Raw genomic sequence first — 20,098 nt, forward strand, 5'->3', positions numbered from 1 at the left:
AATCACAAATTCTTACCATTATTAAAGACAAGGATTTTACCGCTGAAAACACATTCCCAATCGCATTATTTCTTGAGTATCAAAGGCTAAATGTCGCTGCCACCATCGCTATATCGGCAGCTTTTAATCACTTTCACATAATTACCCAGGGTCATTGTTTTAAATAAACAATATCCCTTTGGGTGGCGCTTAATCTGCTGAAAAGAAATGGCGAAAAATAGACGCCGTTTCTCTGCACTCTGCCGGGAGTAATACACATGAGTAAAATCACTGTCATCTCCAAACTGACGCACGTCGAATCAGTAACAGACGGGTCTCAGGTGACGCTGAATGATTCCTCCATTGTAAAAATCAACGCTGAACGGGCTGACATTCTCGAGTACAACCGCAGCGGGAATGACCTGATCGTTAAGCTGACCGACGGCGAAACTATTACCGTCAAAAACTTCTTCGTCAGCGGCGATAACGGTATCAGCCAGCTGGTACTGGAAGAGGACAACGGTGCGCTGTGGTGGATTGCAGACCCGATGGCAGCAGAGCAATACCAGTCGATAGCCTCCATTGATGCCCTGCTGGCAGGAACCACAACCGCGTCCGCGGGCGAAGCGGCGATCTGGCCGTGGGCGCTGGGCGGAGTGGCGGTCGCAGGGGGCATTGCGCTGGCCGCTGGTGGCGGTGGCGGCGGTGGTGGTGGCGGAAGTAATGGCGACGGTGACGGCGGCATTGATAACGGCGGGGGCAGCAATAACGGCGGTGGCAGCGACAACGGCGGGAGCCCCAACCTCCCGGGCAGCCCGAACGACACCACCCCGCCGGGCGCACCCGCCAACCTCCGATTCTCAGCAGATGGCACCCAGCTTAGCGGGAGCGCCGAACCCAACAGCACCCTCACCGTTACCGATGCCAACGGCAACGTCATCGGTCGGGGCCAGGCCAACGGCAACGGCGAATTCACCGTCGATCTCGGCAAGCCTTATACCAACGGGGAAACCCTGACCGTCACGCCAACCGACGGCGCAGGCAACGTCGGCCCGGGCACCCCGGTGACCGCCGCAGATACCACCCCACCCGCAGCGCCAGTTGTCGCCAGCGTGGTCGATGACGTGGGCAACGTAACCGGGTCGCTCACCAGCGGCCAGACCACCGATGACGCCCGCCCTACCTTTAGCGGCAGCGGCGAGCCCGGTGCCATTATCACGATTTACGACAACGGCAACGCCATCGGCACCGCGCCGGTCAACAGCGACGGTAGCTGGACCTTCACCCCTGCCAGCGCGCTGGGCGAAGGGGCGCATCAGATCACCACCCGGGCCACCGACGGCGCGGGCAACACCGGACCGGCCTCCCCGGCCTTCAGCTTTACCGTGGATACCGTCGCGCCGAATGCGCCATCCGGCGTGACGGTGAATGACACCACCGGCACGATACAGGGAGTCATTGCCGCCGGGCAGACCACTGACGCCAACCGCCCTTCCCTGAACGGCAGCGGTGAGGCGGGCAGCACCATCCGGATTTATGATAACGGCCAGCTCGTGGGCGAGACCGTTGTCGGCGCAGACGGCACCTGGAGCTTTACTCTGGAGACGCCCCTTGCCGACGGGCCACACTCCCTCACCCTGACGGAAACGGATCTCACGGGCAACACCAGCGCCCCCTCCGAGCCGTTTGCTTTTACCATCGACCGTACGCCACCGGACCAGCCAACCATTAGCCTGATCCCGGGCGGCACCGAGGTCGTCGGTACCGCCGAGCCGGGCAGTAACATCATCATCACCAACGGTGCCGGGGACGAAATTGGCCGCGGCACTGCCGATGCCAACGGCGACTTCACGATCCCCCTCGACGAGGCGCAAAACGAAGGCGATACCCTCAACGTGGTGGCCTCCGATGCCGCCGGGAACCAGAGCCAGCCCGCCACTGCGGTGGTGGGGGATGTCACCCCGCCTGACGCGCCAACCGATCTGCAAATCTCCCTGAATGGCGCCACCGTTACCGGTAAGGCGGAGGCGGGCAGCACCGTCACCATCCGCGATGGCGACGACGTGATCGGCAGAGGGGTGGCGGACGCTGACGGCAACTTCAATATTCTTCTCAGCACCCCAAGGCTCAACGGTGAGGCGCTGGCGGTTACCGCCACCGATGCCGCGGGCAATACCGGGCCGCAGGGCACCGTTGCCGCCCCGGACGTTACCCCGCCCGAGGCGCCGATTATCAACAGCGTGGTTGATGACGTGGATGATGTTACTGGCCTGGTTCTCGAGGGTCAGATCACCAACGACACCCGTCCGGTTATCACCGGCACCGGGGAACCAGGGAGCACCATTTACATCTTAAGCGGCGACGTTGTGGTCGGTTCTGCCGTAGTGAATGCGGACGGCAGCTGGTCAGCGCAAACAGAGCTGGGCGCGGACGGCGGCTACGTCCTGCGGGCGGAAGCGGTGGACAGTGAAGGCAACCGCAGCGGCCCGTCCAACACCTGGAGCATTATTCTCGATGCCACCGCGCCGGGTACGCCTGCCATCGTCCAGGTGATCAACGATCTGCCTGACTCCGCTGGCGTGATTAATAACAACAGCGCCACCAACGACAACCGCCCTACCCTCTACGGCACCGGTGAAGCCGGGTCGACCATCACTATTCTGGTGGATGGCGTGGAGGTGGGCACCGCGCTGGTGGGCAGCGGCGGCGAGTGGAACTTCACCCCGGCGACGGCGCTTGAGGATGGGGAGCACGCCATCACGGTGGTGGCGAAAGATACCGCCGGGAATAACAGCGCAGCCTCCGACGCCTTTACGCTGACCGTTGACACCACCGCCCCCGCCGCCCCGGTCATTACCCGGGTGGCAGATAACACCGGCAGCGTGCAGGGTGATGTGGGCAACAACGTGCCCACCGACGAAACCCGTCCGGTGTTCTACGGCACCGGCCCGGCGAACGCGCAGATCGCCCTCTATGAAGGCACCACTCTGCTGGGCACCACCACCACCAATGCGCAGGGCGAATGGAGCCTGCAAGTGACTACCCCGCTGGGGAATGGCACTCACACCATTACCGCCACCGTCAGCGATGCGCTGGGCAACACCGCCACCTCGGAGAGCTTTAACCTGGTGGTGGATACCCTCGCGCCAGACACTCCGGCGCTACCGGAGATCACCGTCAATCCTGACGGCGGCGAGGAAGCGATCCTCACCTCCGGCGGCAGCACCCGCGACACCACCCCAACCCTGAGCGGTACCGGTACGGAAGGCGACATCGTCACCATCTACGACGGCACTACCAAAATCGGCGAAACCACCGTCCAGCCAGACGGGAGCTGGAGCTGGACCCCGCCAGAAGGACTGCCTAACGGCACCTACGATCTGAGCCTGACCGTGACCAACAAAGATGGCGCGGGCAACGAGAGCGCCCCGTCGCAGCCGGTGAGCATTACCATCGATACCGACGCGCCGGATCAGCCTGCCGCCCCGGTAATTACCGATAACGTCAGTGAAATTACCGGCCCGGTTGGCAACAACGGCGCCACTAACGATACCCGTCCGGTACTGAGCGGCACGGGCACGCCAGATGACACCATCAGCATCTACGACCAGACCGCCACGGGCAACGTCAAGGTGGGCGAAGCGGTGGTCGACATCAACGGCAACTGGAGCTGGCGACCTGATGACGAGCTGGCCCAGGGGCAGCACAGCTTTACCGTGACCGCCACCGACGAGGCGGGTAACGTCTCGGCGATCTCAAACACCATCACCGTGACTGTCGACAGCGAGGTACCGGCGATCCCGGTTATCAGCAGCGTGGATGACAACCTCCCGGCGGGCGGCAGCAGCAACGACAATACCCCGACCGTCACCGGTACCGGCGAAAACGGCACCACCGTGATCCTTTACAGCAACGGCGTGGAGGTCGGACGCAGCCTGGTCACTGACGGCAGCTGGAGCATCACCACTCCGGAACTGCGAGATGGCCCGACTACCCTGACCGTGGCGGCGGTGGATGCTGCCGGGAACGTCAGCGGCGCGGGCAACGATTTTGCCTTCACCATCGACACCCAACCGCCAGGTAACCCACAGCTGCTTGCGATCTCTGAAAGCACCCTGGCCGGTGGCCAGCTTTATGTGAACAACGCCACTCCGACCCTGAGCGGCAGCGGTGAACCACTCAGCACCATCACCGTCGTTATCGACGGCAACGCCGTAGGCGAAGTGCAGACCAATGCCGATGGCCAATGGACGTTGCCGCTGCCCGAGGGCACCACGCTGAGCGATGCCAGCCATACCATCACCGTGGTGGCGCGCGACGCGGCGGGTAACACCAGCGAAAGCACGCCGGTTAACCTGATCGTTGATACCCAGGCACCGGGCGTGCCGGTGGTGACCGGAATTGTCTCCGGCGGTACGCCGCTGACTGGCACTGCCGAAGCGGGTTCCATTATTACGGTGACCGGCCCGGGCAACGTGGTGCTGGGCACCGGGGTCACCAACGCCCAGGGGCAGTTCTCCGTCGCCCTGACCCCGCCGCAAAGCGACGCGGTCACCCTGAACCTGACCGCCAGCGACGTGGCGGGCAACACCAGCCTGCCGGGATCGTATGACGTTCCGGCTACGCCAGCGCTGCCGGAGGTGCCGGTCATCAACGAGATTGTTGATGACAACGGTACCGGCGGCAACGTTAAAGGCGGCAGCTCCAACGACACCACCCCGACCCTCACCGGCACCGCCATCCCGGGCAGCGAGGTGACACTCTATCTCGACGGCAGCACCACGCCGCTGGGCACCGTCACCGCCGACGCCACCACCGGCGCCTGGTCGTTCCCGATTGAAACTGCCCTGGATGAGGGCAGCCATAGCTTCAGCGTCACCGCCACCGTTGACGGCCAGACCAGCGGCCTGTCGCCGGAGGCGACGGTCAATATCGATATCACCCCGCCATCCGCCCCGGCGTTCGGTAGCGTGGTGGACGACGTGGGCCCGGTTTCGGGCGCCATCGTCAGCGGCAGACCGACTAACGATGATCTGCCGACCTTTAACGGCACAGCGACGCCGGGCGACGTCATTACCCTCTATGCAGGCGACACCGTGCTCGGTACGGCAACGGTGGGCAACACCGGGGCCTGGAGCATTACCCTCGCCCAGCCGCTGGATGATGACACCTACAGCCTGACCCTCAGCGCCACCGATCCGGCGGGCAACGAAAGTCCGCGCTCGGCACCGTTCACGCTGGTGGTGGATACCAGCGCGGGCGAAGTGCTTATCACCGGCGCTAACGACAACGTCGATCCGGTCAGCGGCAACGTGGCTAACGGCGGCAGCACCAACGACAACACCCCTACCCTCTCGGGCACCGCGGAGGCGGGCAGCAGCGTGGCGATCTACGATGGCATTACGTTGCTGGGTACCGTCACCGCCAGCGCCACGGGCGCCTGGAGCTTCACCCCCACCCGCGTGCTGGCGGAAGGTCAGCACAGCTTTACCGCAGTCGCGACCGACAGCGCGGGTAACGTCAGCCCGGTATCCGGTGCTTACACGCTGTTCGTGGACATGACCCCACCGGCCACCCCGGTCATTGTCAGCGTCAACGATGATGTGGAGGGCAGCACCGGCCCGCTGACCAACGGCCAGGTCACCAACGACACCCGCCCGGAACTGACCGGGACCGGCGTGGCGGGCAGCACCGTGCATATTCTCGATAACGGCGTGGAGATCGGCACCGCCTTAGTCAGCGAAAGCGGCAACTGGAGCTTTATCCCTGGGACCGATCTGACACCGGGCTCGCACGATCTGCGCGTCAGCGCCACCGATGCCGCAGGCAACCTCTCGGGCACCTCACCAGCCTTCACGCTGAACGTGGATACCGCCGCCCCGCTGGCGCCAGTGGTGATCACCGTAGTGGATGATGTCGGCGCGGCCACCAGCACGCTGGCAAGCGGCGATACCACCAACGACACCCGTCCAACCTTTACCGGCAGCGGCGAAGTGGGTGCCACGATCCGTATCCTTGTTGACGATCGGGAGATCGGCACCGCGGTGGTTAACGCCGCGGGCAGCTGGACTTTCACGCCCGATCAGCCCCTGGAAGAGGGCACCCGCAGCATTCGCTTTACCGCCACTGACGTCGCCGGAAATACCGGGGATGCCAGCGAGCCGTTTGTTCTGACGGTGGATACCCAGGCGCCAACGGCGCCGACCCTCACCGCCATCAGCGATAACGTCGGGACGATCCAGAACCCGATCACCACCTCCGGCCAGACCACCGACGACACCACCCCGACCCTGAGCGGCAGGGCTGAAGCCAATGCCACGGTGGATATTTATGACAACGGCGCCCTGATCGATACCGTGCAGGCCAACGAAGCGGGTGACTGGACATACACCCCAGACCAGGCGCTCAACAACGGCAGCCATACCTTTACCACCCGCGCCACCGACGCGGCGGGCAACGTCAGCGAGCTCTCGCCGGGCTTCACCCTGATTGTCGATACCCTTAAACCGGTAGCCCCGGTGATCGCCCTGGCCCAGGATGACGTCGCCCCGGGCACCGGCGCGCTCGCCAGCGGAAGCAGCACCAACGACACCCTGCCGGTGCTCACCGGCACCAGCGAGCCGAATGCCCGGATACAGATCTTTGAAGGCGAAACCCTGGTGGGCGTTGGCGTGGCGGATGCGCAAGGAAACTGGACGGCCACGCTCACCGAGCCGCTCAGCGATGCTCAGCACAGCTTCAGGGCGGTAGCCATTGATGCCGCGGGCAACGCCAGCGATCCATACGCCGCCTTCACCCTGACCGTCGATACCCAGCCGCCAGCGGCGCCGGTACTGGTTTCGGTCACTGATGATGTCGGCGCCGGAGGCATCCTCGACAACACCCAGCTGACCAACGATGCGAACCCGACGCTGCGCGGCACGGCAGAGGCGGGCACCACGGTGAACATTTACGACGGCGCCACCCTGCTGGGCACGGCGCTCGTCGGGGCCGACAACGCCTGGATCTTTACCCCGCAGAGCCCACTGGGCGACGGTCTGCACACCCTGACGGTGACCGCCACCGACGCGGCGGGCAACGTCAGCCCGCCGACCAGCGGATTTGTGATCAACGTGGATACCATCGCGCCGCCAGCGCCTGCCATCGTCTCGGTTGTGGATGACATCGGTTCGGTACAGGGGCCTGTTCTCAACGGCAACCCGACCAACGATACCCGTCCGACCCTCAACGGCACCGCCGAAGCGGGGGCCATCGTGCGTATTTACGACGGCGACACCCTGGTGGGCGAGACGATCGCTAACGCCGAGGGCCAGTGGACCCTGGCGCAGACCACCACCGCTCTCATCGACGGGGTGCATAACTTCACCGCCACCGCCACCGACACTGCGGGCAACCTCAGCGCGAGGTCACCGGTTACGTCGATCACCGTTGACACTATCGCCCCGGGCGCGCCGGGCAGCTTCACCGTGCTCAACAACGGCAATACCCTCACCGGCCAGGGCGAAGCGGGCAGCACCATCACCGTGCGCGATGGAGACACGGTGATTGGCACCGGGGTCGTTGACGAGACCGGCAACTTCTCCCTTACCCTCACCACGCCAAAACAGAATGGGGAACTGCTGACGGTAACGGCAACCGACCGGGCCGGGAACACCGGCGCGGAAGGCCAGATCGTCGCTCCGGACACCACGCCGCCTGCCGTTCCGGCGATCACCGACGTGGTGGACAACGTGAGTGCGTATACCGGCACCATCAACGACGGGCAGACCACCAATGACAACACGCCACTGGTGCGCGGCACCGGCGTTGCCAACGCCACTATCCTGCTCTACAGCGGCACGGATCTGGTTGGCACCACCCAGGTCAGCGCAGAGGGAACCTGGGAGATCCAGCTGACGGCACCGCTGCCTGATGGCGGTCACGTTCTGACCGCGCAGTCGGCGGACGCCGCGGGCAACAACAGCGCGCCGTCCAACAGCTGGAGCATCGTAGTGGATGCCACCGCCCCGGACGCCCCGGTCATTACCCAGGCGATCAACGATCTCTCCGGCAGCCCGGTTGCCATCAGCAATAACGGCGCCACCAACGACAACCAGCCAACCCTGAGCGGGACCGGGGAGGCGGGCACCACCCTCAGCATTCGGGTGGACGGCGAGGAAGTGGGTACTGTCCAGGTGGGCGCGGGGGGCGAATGGACCTTCACGCCGCCGGAGGCGCTCGGCGAGGGGCTACGCGTCATCACCGTGGTGGCGACCGATGCCGCCGGGAACACCGGTGAGCCGTCCACCGCCTTTAACATCACTATCGATACCGTACCGCCAGCCGCCCCGGTCATCACCCTGGCCGTGGACAATACCGGCAGCGTCACCGGCGACGTGCTCAGCGACCAGCCGACCGATGAAAATCTGCCGCTGATCCGCGGAACGGGTCCGGCGAACGCGCAGATTAACCTCTATGACGGCACCACCCTGCTGGGCACCGCCACCACCAGCGCGACGGGGGCATGGAGCGTACAGCTCACTACGCCGCTGGGGAACGGCACCCACGCCCTGACCGCCACGGTGAGCGATGCGGCGGGCAACATCGCCACCTCCGGCACCTTTAACCTGGTGGTGGATAACGTGCCGCCTGCCACGCCGGAGATTCCGGCTATCACCGTCAACCCGGACGGCAGCGGCGAGACCCCGCTTACCGGTGGGGGCAGCACCCGTGATACCACCCCAACCCTGAGCGGGACCGGGAATGAGGGGGATCTCGTCACCATCTATAACGGTACCACCCCTATCGGTGAAACCACCGTGCAGCCGGACGGGACCTGGACCTGGACGCCGCCTGCGGATCTGCCTAACGGCACCTACGATCTGAGCCTGACCGTGACCAACAGCGACGGCGCGGGCAACGAGAGTGCGCCATCCCAGCCGGTAAGCATCACCATCGATACCGAAGCGCCAGAGACGCCAGCGCTGCCGGTGGTGACGGATAACGTCAGCGATATCACCGGCCCGGTAGCCAACAACGGCGCCACCAACGATACCCGTCCGGTGCTGAGCGGCACAGGCACACCGGACGACATCATCACCATCTATGACGAGACCCTCAACGGAAACAATCCGGTGGGCGAAGTGGTGGTCGACATCAACGGCAACTGGACGTGGCGTCCGGACCTGCCGCTGACGGAGGGCAGCCACAGCTTCACCCTGACCGCCACCGATCCGGCGGGCAACGCATCGCCGGTATCGGGCAGCATGACCGTCACCGTTGACAGCGTCGTGCCAGCGATCCCAACTATCGGCATCGTGGATGACAACGTCGGTCCGGTCACCGGCAACATTACGGCGGGGGGCAGCAGCAACGACAATACCCCAACCGTCACCGGTACCGGAGAGAACGGCACCACGGTGATTCTCTACAGCAACGGCATTGAGGTGGGACGCGGCCAGGTCACTGACGGCATCTGGAGCATCACCACTTCGGAACTGCGAGATGGCCCCACCACCCTGACCGTGGCGGCGGTGGATGTTGCCGGGAACGTCAGCGCGGCGGGGAGCGACTTCGCCTTCACCATTGACACCCTCCCTCCTGCCATCCCGCAGCTGCTGGCGATTTCCGACAGCACCCTGGCGGGCGGCCAGCTCTACGCCAACAGCAGCACCCCGACCCTGAGCGGGACCGGGGAGCCGCTCAGCACCATCACCGTCTCTGTTGACGGACAACCGCTGGGCGAGGTGCAGACCGACGCCCAGGGCCAGTGGACGCTGCCGATCCCTGACGGCACCCCGCTCTCCGATGCCCCGCACACCTTTACCGTGGTGGCGCGGGATGCGGCGGGCAATACCAGCGAAAGCACGCCGGTTAACCTGATCGTTGATACCCAGGCGCCGGGTGCGCCGGTGGTGACCGGGATTGTCTCCGGCGGTACGCCGCTGACCGGTACCGCCGAAGCGGGTTCCATCATTACGGTGACCGGCCCGGGCAACGTGGTGCTGGGCACCGGGGTCACCAACGCCCAGGGTCAGTTCTCCGTCGCCCTGACCCCGCCGCAAAGCGACGCGGTCACCCTGAGCCTGACCGCCAGCGACGTGGCGGGCAACACCAGCCTGCCGGGATCGTATGACGTTCCAGCCACGCCAGCGCTGCCGGACGTGCCGGTTATCGACGCCATCGTGGATGACAACGGCACCGGCGGCAGCATCAACGTCAAGGGCCTCAGCTCTAACGACGCCACGCCAACTCTTACCGGCACGGCGATCCCGGGCAGCGTGGTGACCGTTTATCTCGACGGCAGCACCACGCCACTGGGCACCGTCACCGCTGACGCCACCACCGGGGCCTGGTCGTTGCCGGTTGCCACCGCCTTGAGTGAAGGCAGCCATAGCTTCAGCGTCACCGCTACCGTCGACGGCCAGACCAGCGGCCAGTCGCCAGAGGCGACGGTGAATATCGACCTCACCCCGCCTGCGGCACCTGCTCTGGGCACGCTGGTGGATAACGTCGGCACCGTCACCGGTTCAGTGGTTAGCGGTACCCCGACCAACGACAACCAGCCAACCCTGAACGGCACGGCGACACCGGGGGATGTAATCACCATTTATGCCGGTGATACCGTGCTCGGCACCGTACCGGTGAGCGCAACCGGAGCCTGGAGCTTCACCCCCGCCGAGCCGCTGGCGGATGGCACCTATACCCTGCTCCTCACCGCCACCGATCCGGCGGGCAACCAGAGCCAGCCGTCGGCACCGTTCTCACTGGTGGTGGATACGGTGGTGACACCACCGGTTATTACCGGAGCGAATGATGACGTCGGGCCGGTGACCGGCAACGTGGTCAGCGGCGGCAGCACCAACGACAACACTCCGACCCTGACGGGCACCGCGGAAGCGGGCAGCAGCGTCGCCCTCTATGAAGGCACCCGTCTGCTCGGCACCGTGGTCGCCAACGCCAGCGGGATCTGGAGCTTCACTCCGACGGTGGTGCTGCCGGAGGGCCAACACAGCTTTACCGCCATCGCCACCGACCTGGCGGGCAACGTCAGCGTAGCGTCCGGGGCCTATACCCTGACCGTGGACATCACGCCACCGGCGACGCCAGTCCTGGTCAGCGTTAATGACGACGTGGCGGGCAACACCGGCGTACTGGTCAGCGGCCAGATCACCAATGACGCGCGTCCGGAACTGACCGGGACCGGCGTGGCGGGCAGCACCGTGCGCATTCTGGATAACGGCCAGCAGATCGGCACCGCGCTGGTGGACGGCAGCGGCAACTGGCGCTTTACCCCGGACACCGATCTGGCCCAGGGGCCGCACGAGCTGCGCGTCAGCGCCACCGATGCCGCAGGCAACGTCTCGGGCACCTCTCCAGCCTTCTCCCTGAACGTCGATACCGTCGCGCCGCTGGCGCCGGTGCTGGCAAACGTGGTGGATGACGTCGGGACCCTTACCGGCACGGTGAACAACGGCGGCATCACCAACGATACCCGCCCAACCTTTAACGGCACCGGCGAAGCGGGCTCGATTGTCACTATCCTTGTGGATGGAGAAGCGGTCGGCACCGCGGTGGTTAACGCCGCCGGGAACTGGACCTTTACCCCTGACACCGCCCTCGCCGAGGGGCTGCGCAGCGTCACCTTCACCGCCACCGATCCGGCGGGGAACACCGATCCTGCAAGCGCAGCCTTTACCCTGACGGTAGACACCACCGCCCCGGCGGCACCGACCATCCTGGCCGCCGCCGATAACGTGGGCAGCATCCAGACGCCGCTCACCGTTTCGGGCCAGGTGACCGACGATCCAACCCCAACCCTGTCCGGCCAGGCGGCCGCCAGCGCCACGGTGACGATCTATGACAACGGCGTGGCCCTTGGCACCGTACAGGCCAGCGCCGCCGGGGAGTGGAGCTTTACCCCGGCCACGGCGCTCGGTAACGGCAGCCACACCTTCACCGCCAGCGCCACCGACGCTGCAGGCAACCTCAGCGAAGCCTCGGCGGGGTTCACGGTGATTGTCGATACCGTCAAACCGCTCGCACCGGTGATCGCCCTGGCCCAGGATGATGTCGGCAGCATAACCGGGGCACTCCCCAGCGGGCAGCGCACCGATGACACCCTGCCGGTGCTCACCGGGACCAGCGAAGCGAACGCCCGGGTGCAGGTGTTTGAAGGCGATATCCTGCTGGGCACCGCCACCGCGGATGCCAGCGGTAACTGGTCGATTGCCCTGACCACCCCGCTCACCAACGCCACGCACAACTTTACAGCGTTGGCGACGGATGCGGCGGGCAACGTCAGCGATCCGTCCAATACCTTCAGCCTGACGGTAGATACCCAGCCGCCAGCGGTGCCGGTGCTGGTCTCAGTGGTGGATGATGTCGGTGCGGTGACAACCCTCACCAGCGGCCAGCTGACCAACGATGCGAGACCGACCCTCAGCGGCACCGCGGAAGCGGGCGCGACGGTGAGCATCTACGACGGCACCCTGCTGCTCGGCAGCGTGGTGGCCGATGCCAACAGCGCCTGGAGCTTTACTCCAACTACCCCGCTGGCGGATGGCCTGCACACCCTGACGGTGACCGCCACCGACGCGGTGGGCAACGTCAGCCTGCCGACCGCGGGCTTTACCGTGAATGTCGATGCCACCGCCCCGGCTGCGCCTGTCATTACCTCGGTAGTGGATGACGTCGGCTCGATCCAGGGCCCGGTGATCAACGGCAATCCGACCAATGACACCCGTCCAACCCTCAACGGCACCGCCGAAGCGGGCGCAATAGTGCGCATCTACGACGGCACCACGCTGGTAGGCGAGGTGACGGCCAACGCCCAGGGCCAGTGGACGCTGGCGCAGACCACCACCGCCCTCACCAACGGAGTACATAACTTTACTGCCACCGCCACCGATGCGGCGGGCAACCTCAGCGCAGCATCGCCGGTCACCGCCATCACCGTCGACACTATCGCCCCAGGGGCACCGGGCGGCTTGACTGTACTGGAGAGCGGGGGCCGGATTAACGGCACCGCCGAGGCGGGCAGCACCGTCACCATTCTCGGCACCGACAACGTGACCGTGTTGGGCACCGGCGTAGCCGACGCGTCCGGGCGCTTCAGCATCGCGCTCTCCACGCCGCAGGTGAACGCCGAACTGCTGCACCTCTTCGCCACCGACCGGGCCGGTAACGTGGGGCAGACGGTGGATCTGCGGGTGCCGTACTCGGTGATCCCGAATCCGCCAGTCATCACCAGCGTCAACGACAACGTGGGCAGCATCATTGGCAATCTGCTCAACGGGCAGCGCACCGACGATACCACCCCAACGCTGACCGGGACCGCGCAGCCGCTCTCCACCATCACCCTGTATGACAACAATGTGTTGTTAGCCACGGTGACCACCAACAGCGCCGGGGTCTGGACATACACCCCAACCGTGCCGCTGGGTAATGGCCCTCACGCCTTTACCGCCACCGCAGGCAATGCGGTTGGCACCAGCCCGGTGACGCCGCTGAGCTCGATTGTCGTGGATACCGTCGCCCCGGGCACGCCGCAGGGAACCTTTAACGCCGACGGCAGCGTTCTGAGCGGGACCGCCGAAGCGGGGAGCACCATCACCCTGCTGCTGAGCGATAACAGCGTGGTGACCACCACCGCTAACGCCCAGGGCAACTGGAGCTACACCTTCCTCGACAGACAGTCCGAAGGGGAGCGAATCACCCTTTCCGCCACCGATGCGGCGGGCAACACCTCCGCCACCGGTACGGTGATTGCGCCAAACCTGCCGCTGTCCGCGAGTGACAACGTGGTAGGGCTGGCCCTGACCACCAACGCCACCACCAGCACCGCCCAGTACAGCGACTACGGCGTGCAGCTGGTGGGCGGCGTCGGCAACGTGCTGTCGCTGCTGGGGGAGAATTCCGCCCAGGTGACCTTCACCGTACCGACCGGCGGTAGCGCAGATATGGAGATCAACGCCAGCGCCACGGGTATCGTGCTCTCCCTGCTTAACACCCTGGAGATCATTGTGCAGCGCTGGAACGGCAGCTCCTGGACCACCGAAGTGGATACTGGCCTGCCGCAGTTCGCCAACCTGCTGACCCTGGGTGCCAGCGGCGTGACCCTGAACCTGGCCGGTCTGCCGGGCGGGCAGTATCGTGTGCTGAGCTACAACACCAACCTGCTGGCAACCGGGTCATACACCAGCCTGGACGTGGACGTCACCCAGACCACGGCTGGTACCCTGTCCGGCACGCTGGTGCAAAACGGTAACGTCATCACCGATATCGATCCGGTGAGCGGCAGCGACAGCGCGCCAAACGGCACGGTGGTGACCAGCGTGACCAACGCCAACGGCGTCACCGTCAACGTGGCGGCAGGGGCGGCGGGCACCACCATCAACGGGCTGTACGGCACCCTGACCCTGCACACCGACGGGAGCTACACCTACACCCTGACCAACACCAGCGCCTCGGTGCTGGGCCGGACCGACACCTTCATCTATAACATCGCCGGCAAAGGGGCCACGGACGACGCCCGCCTGGTGATCACCCTGGGTGAGAACACGGTGCGCAACAGCGTGACGGCGGTGGACGACACCGCGTCCCTGACCTTCGGCACGCAGGTACAGTCCATCGACTACGGCCCGTCAAGCCAGGGCGGCTTTACCGTGGTGGGGGTTAACCTCGGCAACGTGCTGAACCTCAACCTGCTGGACGATCGTAGCGAGACCATGAAGTACAGCGTGGCGGAGGGTACCACCCGCACCATGACCATCCAGAGTAGCGTCGGCGGGGTGGCCCTGGCCTCGGTGTTTGACCTCTATATCTACAAGTTCAACCCGGCAACCCAGAGCTACGAGCGGGTACGCACCGAGGCAGGCTGGCTGCGCGCGCCGCTGCTGGGTGGCACCTCGGCACCGCTGACCCTGACCCTGCCGGCAGGGGATTACATCTTCCTGATGAACACCGTCTCGGGGATCACCGCCCTGACCGGCTACCGTCTGAACGTGCTTGAGGACCACGTTTATGCCGTCACCAGCACCACCGCCAGCACCACCGGCGACGTGCTGCAAAGTGACATCGCGCCTGCGGGCACGCTTGTCACCCAGGTGAACGGCGTTAACGTGAACGCCACCGGCACCACCCGCATCGAGGGAGAGTACGGCACACTGCTGATCGACGCCCAGGGCAAATATACCTATACCCTGCGCGCCGGGGTGGGCGCCGACCAAATCAGCACCCCGGACAGCTTCATCTACACCGTGACGGCACCGAATGGCGATAAGGACACCGCCTCCCTGAACATCACCCCGACACCGGTGGCGCTGGATGCGGTGAACGACGTCAGCCGCGAGCTGGTGGTGGATACTACCCCGCAGGTTGCCGCCTACCGCGATGACACGGTGGGTAACGCAACGTGGAACGCCGCCCTGCTGGCCCCAACCTCCCGCAGCGGCAGCGGCACGTTTGTGGTGGACGCCAACACCGCCCTGCATGACATCGTGCTCCACTTTAACGTCGCCTCCCTGCTGTCGTTGGGCGGGCTGAACGTAAACTGGACCATTACCGGGGGAGGGGTTTCCAGAAGCGGTTCATTCAATGGCGGCCTGCTGTTGGGTGGCGTGGCGACCATTAACGTCACCGGTCTGGATCTGGACGCCGGGACCTACACCCTGAGCTTTACCGGCTCCATGGGGCCGCTGGGAGTGGGCCAGATCTCCATCACGCCATACGTCACCGGTACTACCGTCTACCTGAACAATGAGCTCACCACCGCGGGCCACACCGTCACCGGCAATATCTTCGACGGGACGGATTCCGGCGGCGTGCTGGATCAGCTGCACTCGGTAGACAGCCGTCTGAGCATCACCGGCTATAACGGCACCACCACTACCCTCGATCCGTACACCACGGCCAACGCTACCGCCAACATTCAGGGGCATTACGGGGTGCTGAACATCGGAGTAGATGGTCACTACACCTACACCCTGAACAGCGGCGTCTCGCTGGCCTCAATGACCACGAAGGAGACCTTTACCTACAAACTGACCGGCGATAACGGCACGACCGACACCGCCACCCTCACCATCAACATGGCACCGAAGTTCGTCAGCACGGAGCATAACGATACCTTCACCGGTAGCGCCTATGGCGACACGCTGATTTACGAAGTGCTGAACAACACGGCGGGGAACGGGACGGCAGGCAACGGCGGTAACGACCACTGGACCAACTTCTCACTGGCGCAGGGAGACAAGATCGATATCAGCGATCTGCTGGTGGGCTGGAACGGAAGTAGCGCGACGCTCGGTAACTATTTGCACGTCACAAATAGCAATGGCAATACCGTGATCTCCGTCGACCGGGACGGAGCGGCAAATATTTACACGAATACTACACTGGTAACACTGGATAACGTTCAGACAACTTATGAGGAGCTGGTTAACCAGAATCACATCATCACCGGTTAGCGCTAATAACAAGACCCGGGCGCTCGTCGCCCGGGCTTAACATTATAAAGTTGTTCAGTTTTTTTAGGGATAATGCCATGAACAAAGTACCTTGCTGGTGGCTTGGGTGCTGCCTGTTGTCTGCACAGGTCCTTGCCGCCGATTCGCCTGCGGTAATCAGTTTTGGACAATTAAATGAAAATCAGGCGCTGCCCGCTCTGGATGGACGGGTCGCCCTGCCCACCCGTCAGGCCGCCCCCGGTACCTTAACCCTTGGCGATGCGGTGACCCGCGCCGTCAACTGGCATCCCACCATTCGCGAAGCGGTGGGCAAACTTTACGAACAGATCCAGCAGGTCGATGTCGCTAAATCGAAATACTATCCGCAAATCAGCGCCGGGATAGACAACGGCTACAGCAATAACTCCAGCGATACCGGCTTTACCCCCTCGGTGGTGGTCTCCCTCTCCCAGATGCTCTATGACTTTGGCAAGGTGGCAAGCCAGGTGCGCGCTGAAGACGCGGGCGTGGTGCAACAGCAGGCCAACGTGCTGTTGAGCATCGACACTATCGCCCGGGATACCGCCATCGCCCTGGTGCAGGTGCAGATGTGGCAGCAGATGGTGGAGACCGCAGAAGAGCAGCTTGAGGCGCTCGGCGCCATCGGCAAGCTGACGCGCCAGCGTAACGACGAAGGGGCCACCTCGCTCTCGGACGTGGTGCAGACCGACGCCCGTATCGAAGGGGCGCGTTCGCAGCTGATGCAGTATCAGGCCAACCTCGACAGCGCCCGCGCCACGCTGATGAGCAACCTCGGCTGGAGCAATCTGAACGCGGTCAGCAACGCCTTCCCGGAAAAACTGGCCCGCAGCTGCGACATCAACGAGCCGGATGACCGGCTGGTGCCCGCGGTGCTGGCTTCCTGGGCGCAGGCTAACGTGGCGCAGGCGAACCTCGATTACGCCAATGCGCAGATGACTCCTACCGTCTCGCTGGAGCCGCAGGTGCGTCACTACATGAACAACCGCTACCCCGGCCACGATACGCTGGACAAGACCCAGTACAACGTCTCGGTGAACGTCGAGATGCCCCTCTACCAGGGCGGCGGGCTAAGCGCCCGGCGCAACGCCGCCAGCCACGCGGTGGAAGCGGCGCAGTCCAATATTCAGCGCACCCGGCTGGACGTGCGGCAAAAGCTGCTGGAGTCCAAAAGTCAGGTGATGAGCCTGATGAGCACCCTGCAGATCCAGTCCCGCCAGGAGACGCTCAGCCAGCGTACCCGCGAACTCTATCAGCAGCAGTATCTCGATCTGGGCTCCCGCCCCCTGCTGGACGTGCTGAACGCCGAGCAGGAGGTCTACCAGGCCCGCTTTACCCAGTGGCAAACCGCCGGACAGCTTCGCCAGCTGCAGATCAACTGCCTCTATAACACCGGGCGAATGCGCAATGCCTTCGGCCTTGAAAACCACACCATTCAGTCAGTGGAGATCCAGCCATGATCCGAGACGATATCCTTTATGAGGAGACACTGACGCAAGAGGCGCTGGAGCACTGGGCGCAGGCGTTTGGCTACGTCGCCACCCGCTACCGGGTGGCCTGCTCCCCCGGCGCGCTGGTGGCGGGCGCGCCCTGGCTGCAGGGCAAAAGCAAAATCCCGGCGCTGACCGGGCTTGCCCGCGAGGCGGGCCTCTCCTTTCAGCTGCTCACCAACGGCCAGGAGTCCATCAACAGCTGGCGCCTGCCGGTGGTGGTGGAGCTTAATGACGGCAAGATTGGGGTGATTGAGCACTTCGACGGCGAGGATCTGCTGGATGTCTGCTTCTTTGACGGCAAGGCGCAGACCAACCGCATCTCGCTGGCGAAGATGCTCCCGGCCATTCGCCAGGTGGTGGCCCTGCGCCCGCTGGCGGCGCTGAAAGACAGCCGGGTGGATGCCTATATCTCCAGATACCGCCCCGACTGGCTCTACCGGCTGGTGATGCGCGACCTGCGCCCCTATACCTACGTCATGCTGGCGGCGCTGTTCATCAACCTGCTGTCGCTGGCGGGCATTCTCTTTTCAATGCAGGTCTATGACCGGGTGATCCCCGCCCAGTCCTACCCCACCCTCTATGTGCTGACCATCGGGGTGCTGATTGCCACCCTGTTCGGCTTTATCCTGCGTCTCGCCCGGTCTCACATTATGGATCTGCTGGGCAAACGCGCCGACATGCGCGTCTCGGACCGGGTGTTTGGCCACGCCCTGCGCCTGCGCAACAGCGCGGTGCCCCGCTCCACCGGCAGCTTTATCTCCCAGCTGCGTGAGCTGGAGCAGATCCGCGAGATGGTCACCTCCTCCACCATCTCTACCATCGTCGACCTGCCCTTCTTCTTCCTGTTTGTGGTGGTGCTGGCGATCATCGCCCCGTCACTCGCCTGGATCGCCCCGGTTGCGGCAGTGGTGATGGTGCTGCCGGGCCTGCTGCTACAGAAAAAGCTGGCGGCGCTGGCGAAGCAGTCGGCCCACGAGGCGACCCTGCGCAACGCCGTGCTGGTGGAGAGCGTGCAGGGGCTGGAGGACATCAAGCTGATGCAGGCGGAGAACCGCTTCCTGCAACAGTGGAACAGCTACATTCAGATCACCGCCGAGTCGGGCCTTAAGACCCGGGAGCTGACTCAGGGCCTGATCAGCTGGGGGATGACCATTCAGAGCCTGGTCTACACCGCGGTGATTGTGGTGGGTGCCCCGATGGTGATCGAAGGCGAAATGACCACCGGTGCGGTGGTGGCCGCCTCAATGCTGGCCTCGCGGATGATCGCCCCGATGGCGACCCTGTGCGGCGTGCTGGCCCGCTGGCAGCAGGTGAAGGCGGCTAAAGAGGGGCTGGACAACATTATGCAGTTGCCCACCGAGAACCAGCGTGAAGAGACGCCGATCCGCCAGGACGTGCTGCGTGGACACTACCTCTTCGAGCAGGCGCAGTTCGCCTACGGCGGCGACGCGCAGAACCCGGCGCTGCGCATCAACCGGCTGGAGATCAAACCCGGCGAACATGTGGCAGTGCTGGGACGTAACGGCGCGGGCAAATCGACCCTGCTGCAGGCGATGGTGGGCAGCATGGATCTGGTGGGCGGCGAGCTGCGGCTCGACAACCTCAGCCTGCCCCATCTCGACATGGCGGATGTGCGCCGCAACGTCGGCCTGATGAGCCAGAACGCGCGGCTGTTTTACGGCACCCTGCGGGAGAACATCACCCTCGGGATGCCGCGGGCCACCGATGAGGAGATCTTTGCCGTGCTGGAGATGTGCGGCGCGGCCAGCTTTGTGCAGAAGCTGGCGAAGGGGCTGGATCACCCGATTATGGAGAACGGCGTCGGGCTCTCCGGCGGCCAGCGCCAGTCGATTTTGCTGGCGCGGATGTTCCTGCGCGATCCCAACGTCGTGCTGCTGGATGAACCCACCGCCTCGCTGGATGAGCACACCGAGCGTGAATTTATCCAGCGTCTGGGCCAGTGGCTCGGTCATCGCACGCTGATTGTCGCCACCCACCGCGTACCGATGCTGGAGCTGGTGGAGCGCGTGGTGGTGCTGAAAGAGGGCATGCTGGTGATGGACGCGCCGAAAGCGCAGGCGCTGAGCAACAGCCGGATGCAGCAACCGCAGCAGACAAATGGCCGGGAGTGGAAAAATGAAAATCAATCAGCGTGACGTT

Annotated in this window: 3 protein-coding genes; all 3 read left to right on the forward strand. The window is 64.4% G+C overall.

Annotated features, from left to right (window positions below):
- The first annotated feature begins 257 nt into the window (after positions 1-257).
- Positions 258-16,427, forward strand: coding sequence for a BapA/Bap/LapF family large adhesin (locus tag C2U54_RS27350; RefSeq protein ID WP_139156363.1), 16,170 nt, complete (start codon positions 258-260; stop codon positions 16,425-16,427).
- Between the two features lie 77 nt (positions 16,428-16,504).
- A complete protein-coding gene (locus tag C2U54_RS22670) occupies positions 16,505-17,905 on the forward strand; it encodes a TolC family outer membrane protein (protein ID WP_103180806.1) in 1,401 nt (466 codons plus the stop codon).
- Positions 17,902-20,094: a type I secretion system permease/ATPase gene (locus tag C2U54_RS22675; protein WP_103180807.1), complete on the forward strand. Its 2,193-nt coding sequence runs from the start codon at positions 17,902-17,904 to the stop codon at positions 20,092-20,094. The genes C2U54_RS22670 and C2U54_RS22675 overlap by 4 nt, the downstream gene beginning before the upstream one ends.
- Positions 20,095-20,098 lie beyond the last annotated feature (4 nt).

Source organism: Leclercia sp. LSNIH1 (assembly GCF_002902985.1).
Lineage (GTDB): Bacteria > Pseudomonadota > Gammaproteobacteria > Enterobacterales > Enterobacteriaceae > Enterobacter.

Excerpts from the sequence above, each read along its gene's own strand:
- C2U54_RS22675 (WP_103180807.1), top strand. The coding sequence starts at position 17,902 with ATGATCCGAGACGATATCCTTTATGAGGAGACACTGACGCAAGAGGCG.
- C2U54_RS22670 (WP_103180806.1), top strand. The coding sequence starts at position 16,505 with ATGAACAAAGTACCTTGCTGGTGGCTTGGGTGCTGCCTGTTGTCTGCA.
- C2U54_RS27350 (WP_139156363.1), top strand. The coding sequence starts at position 258 with ATGAGTAAAATCACTGTCATCTCCAAACTGACGCACGTCGAATCAGTA.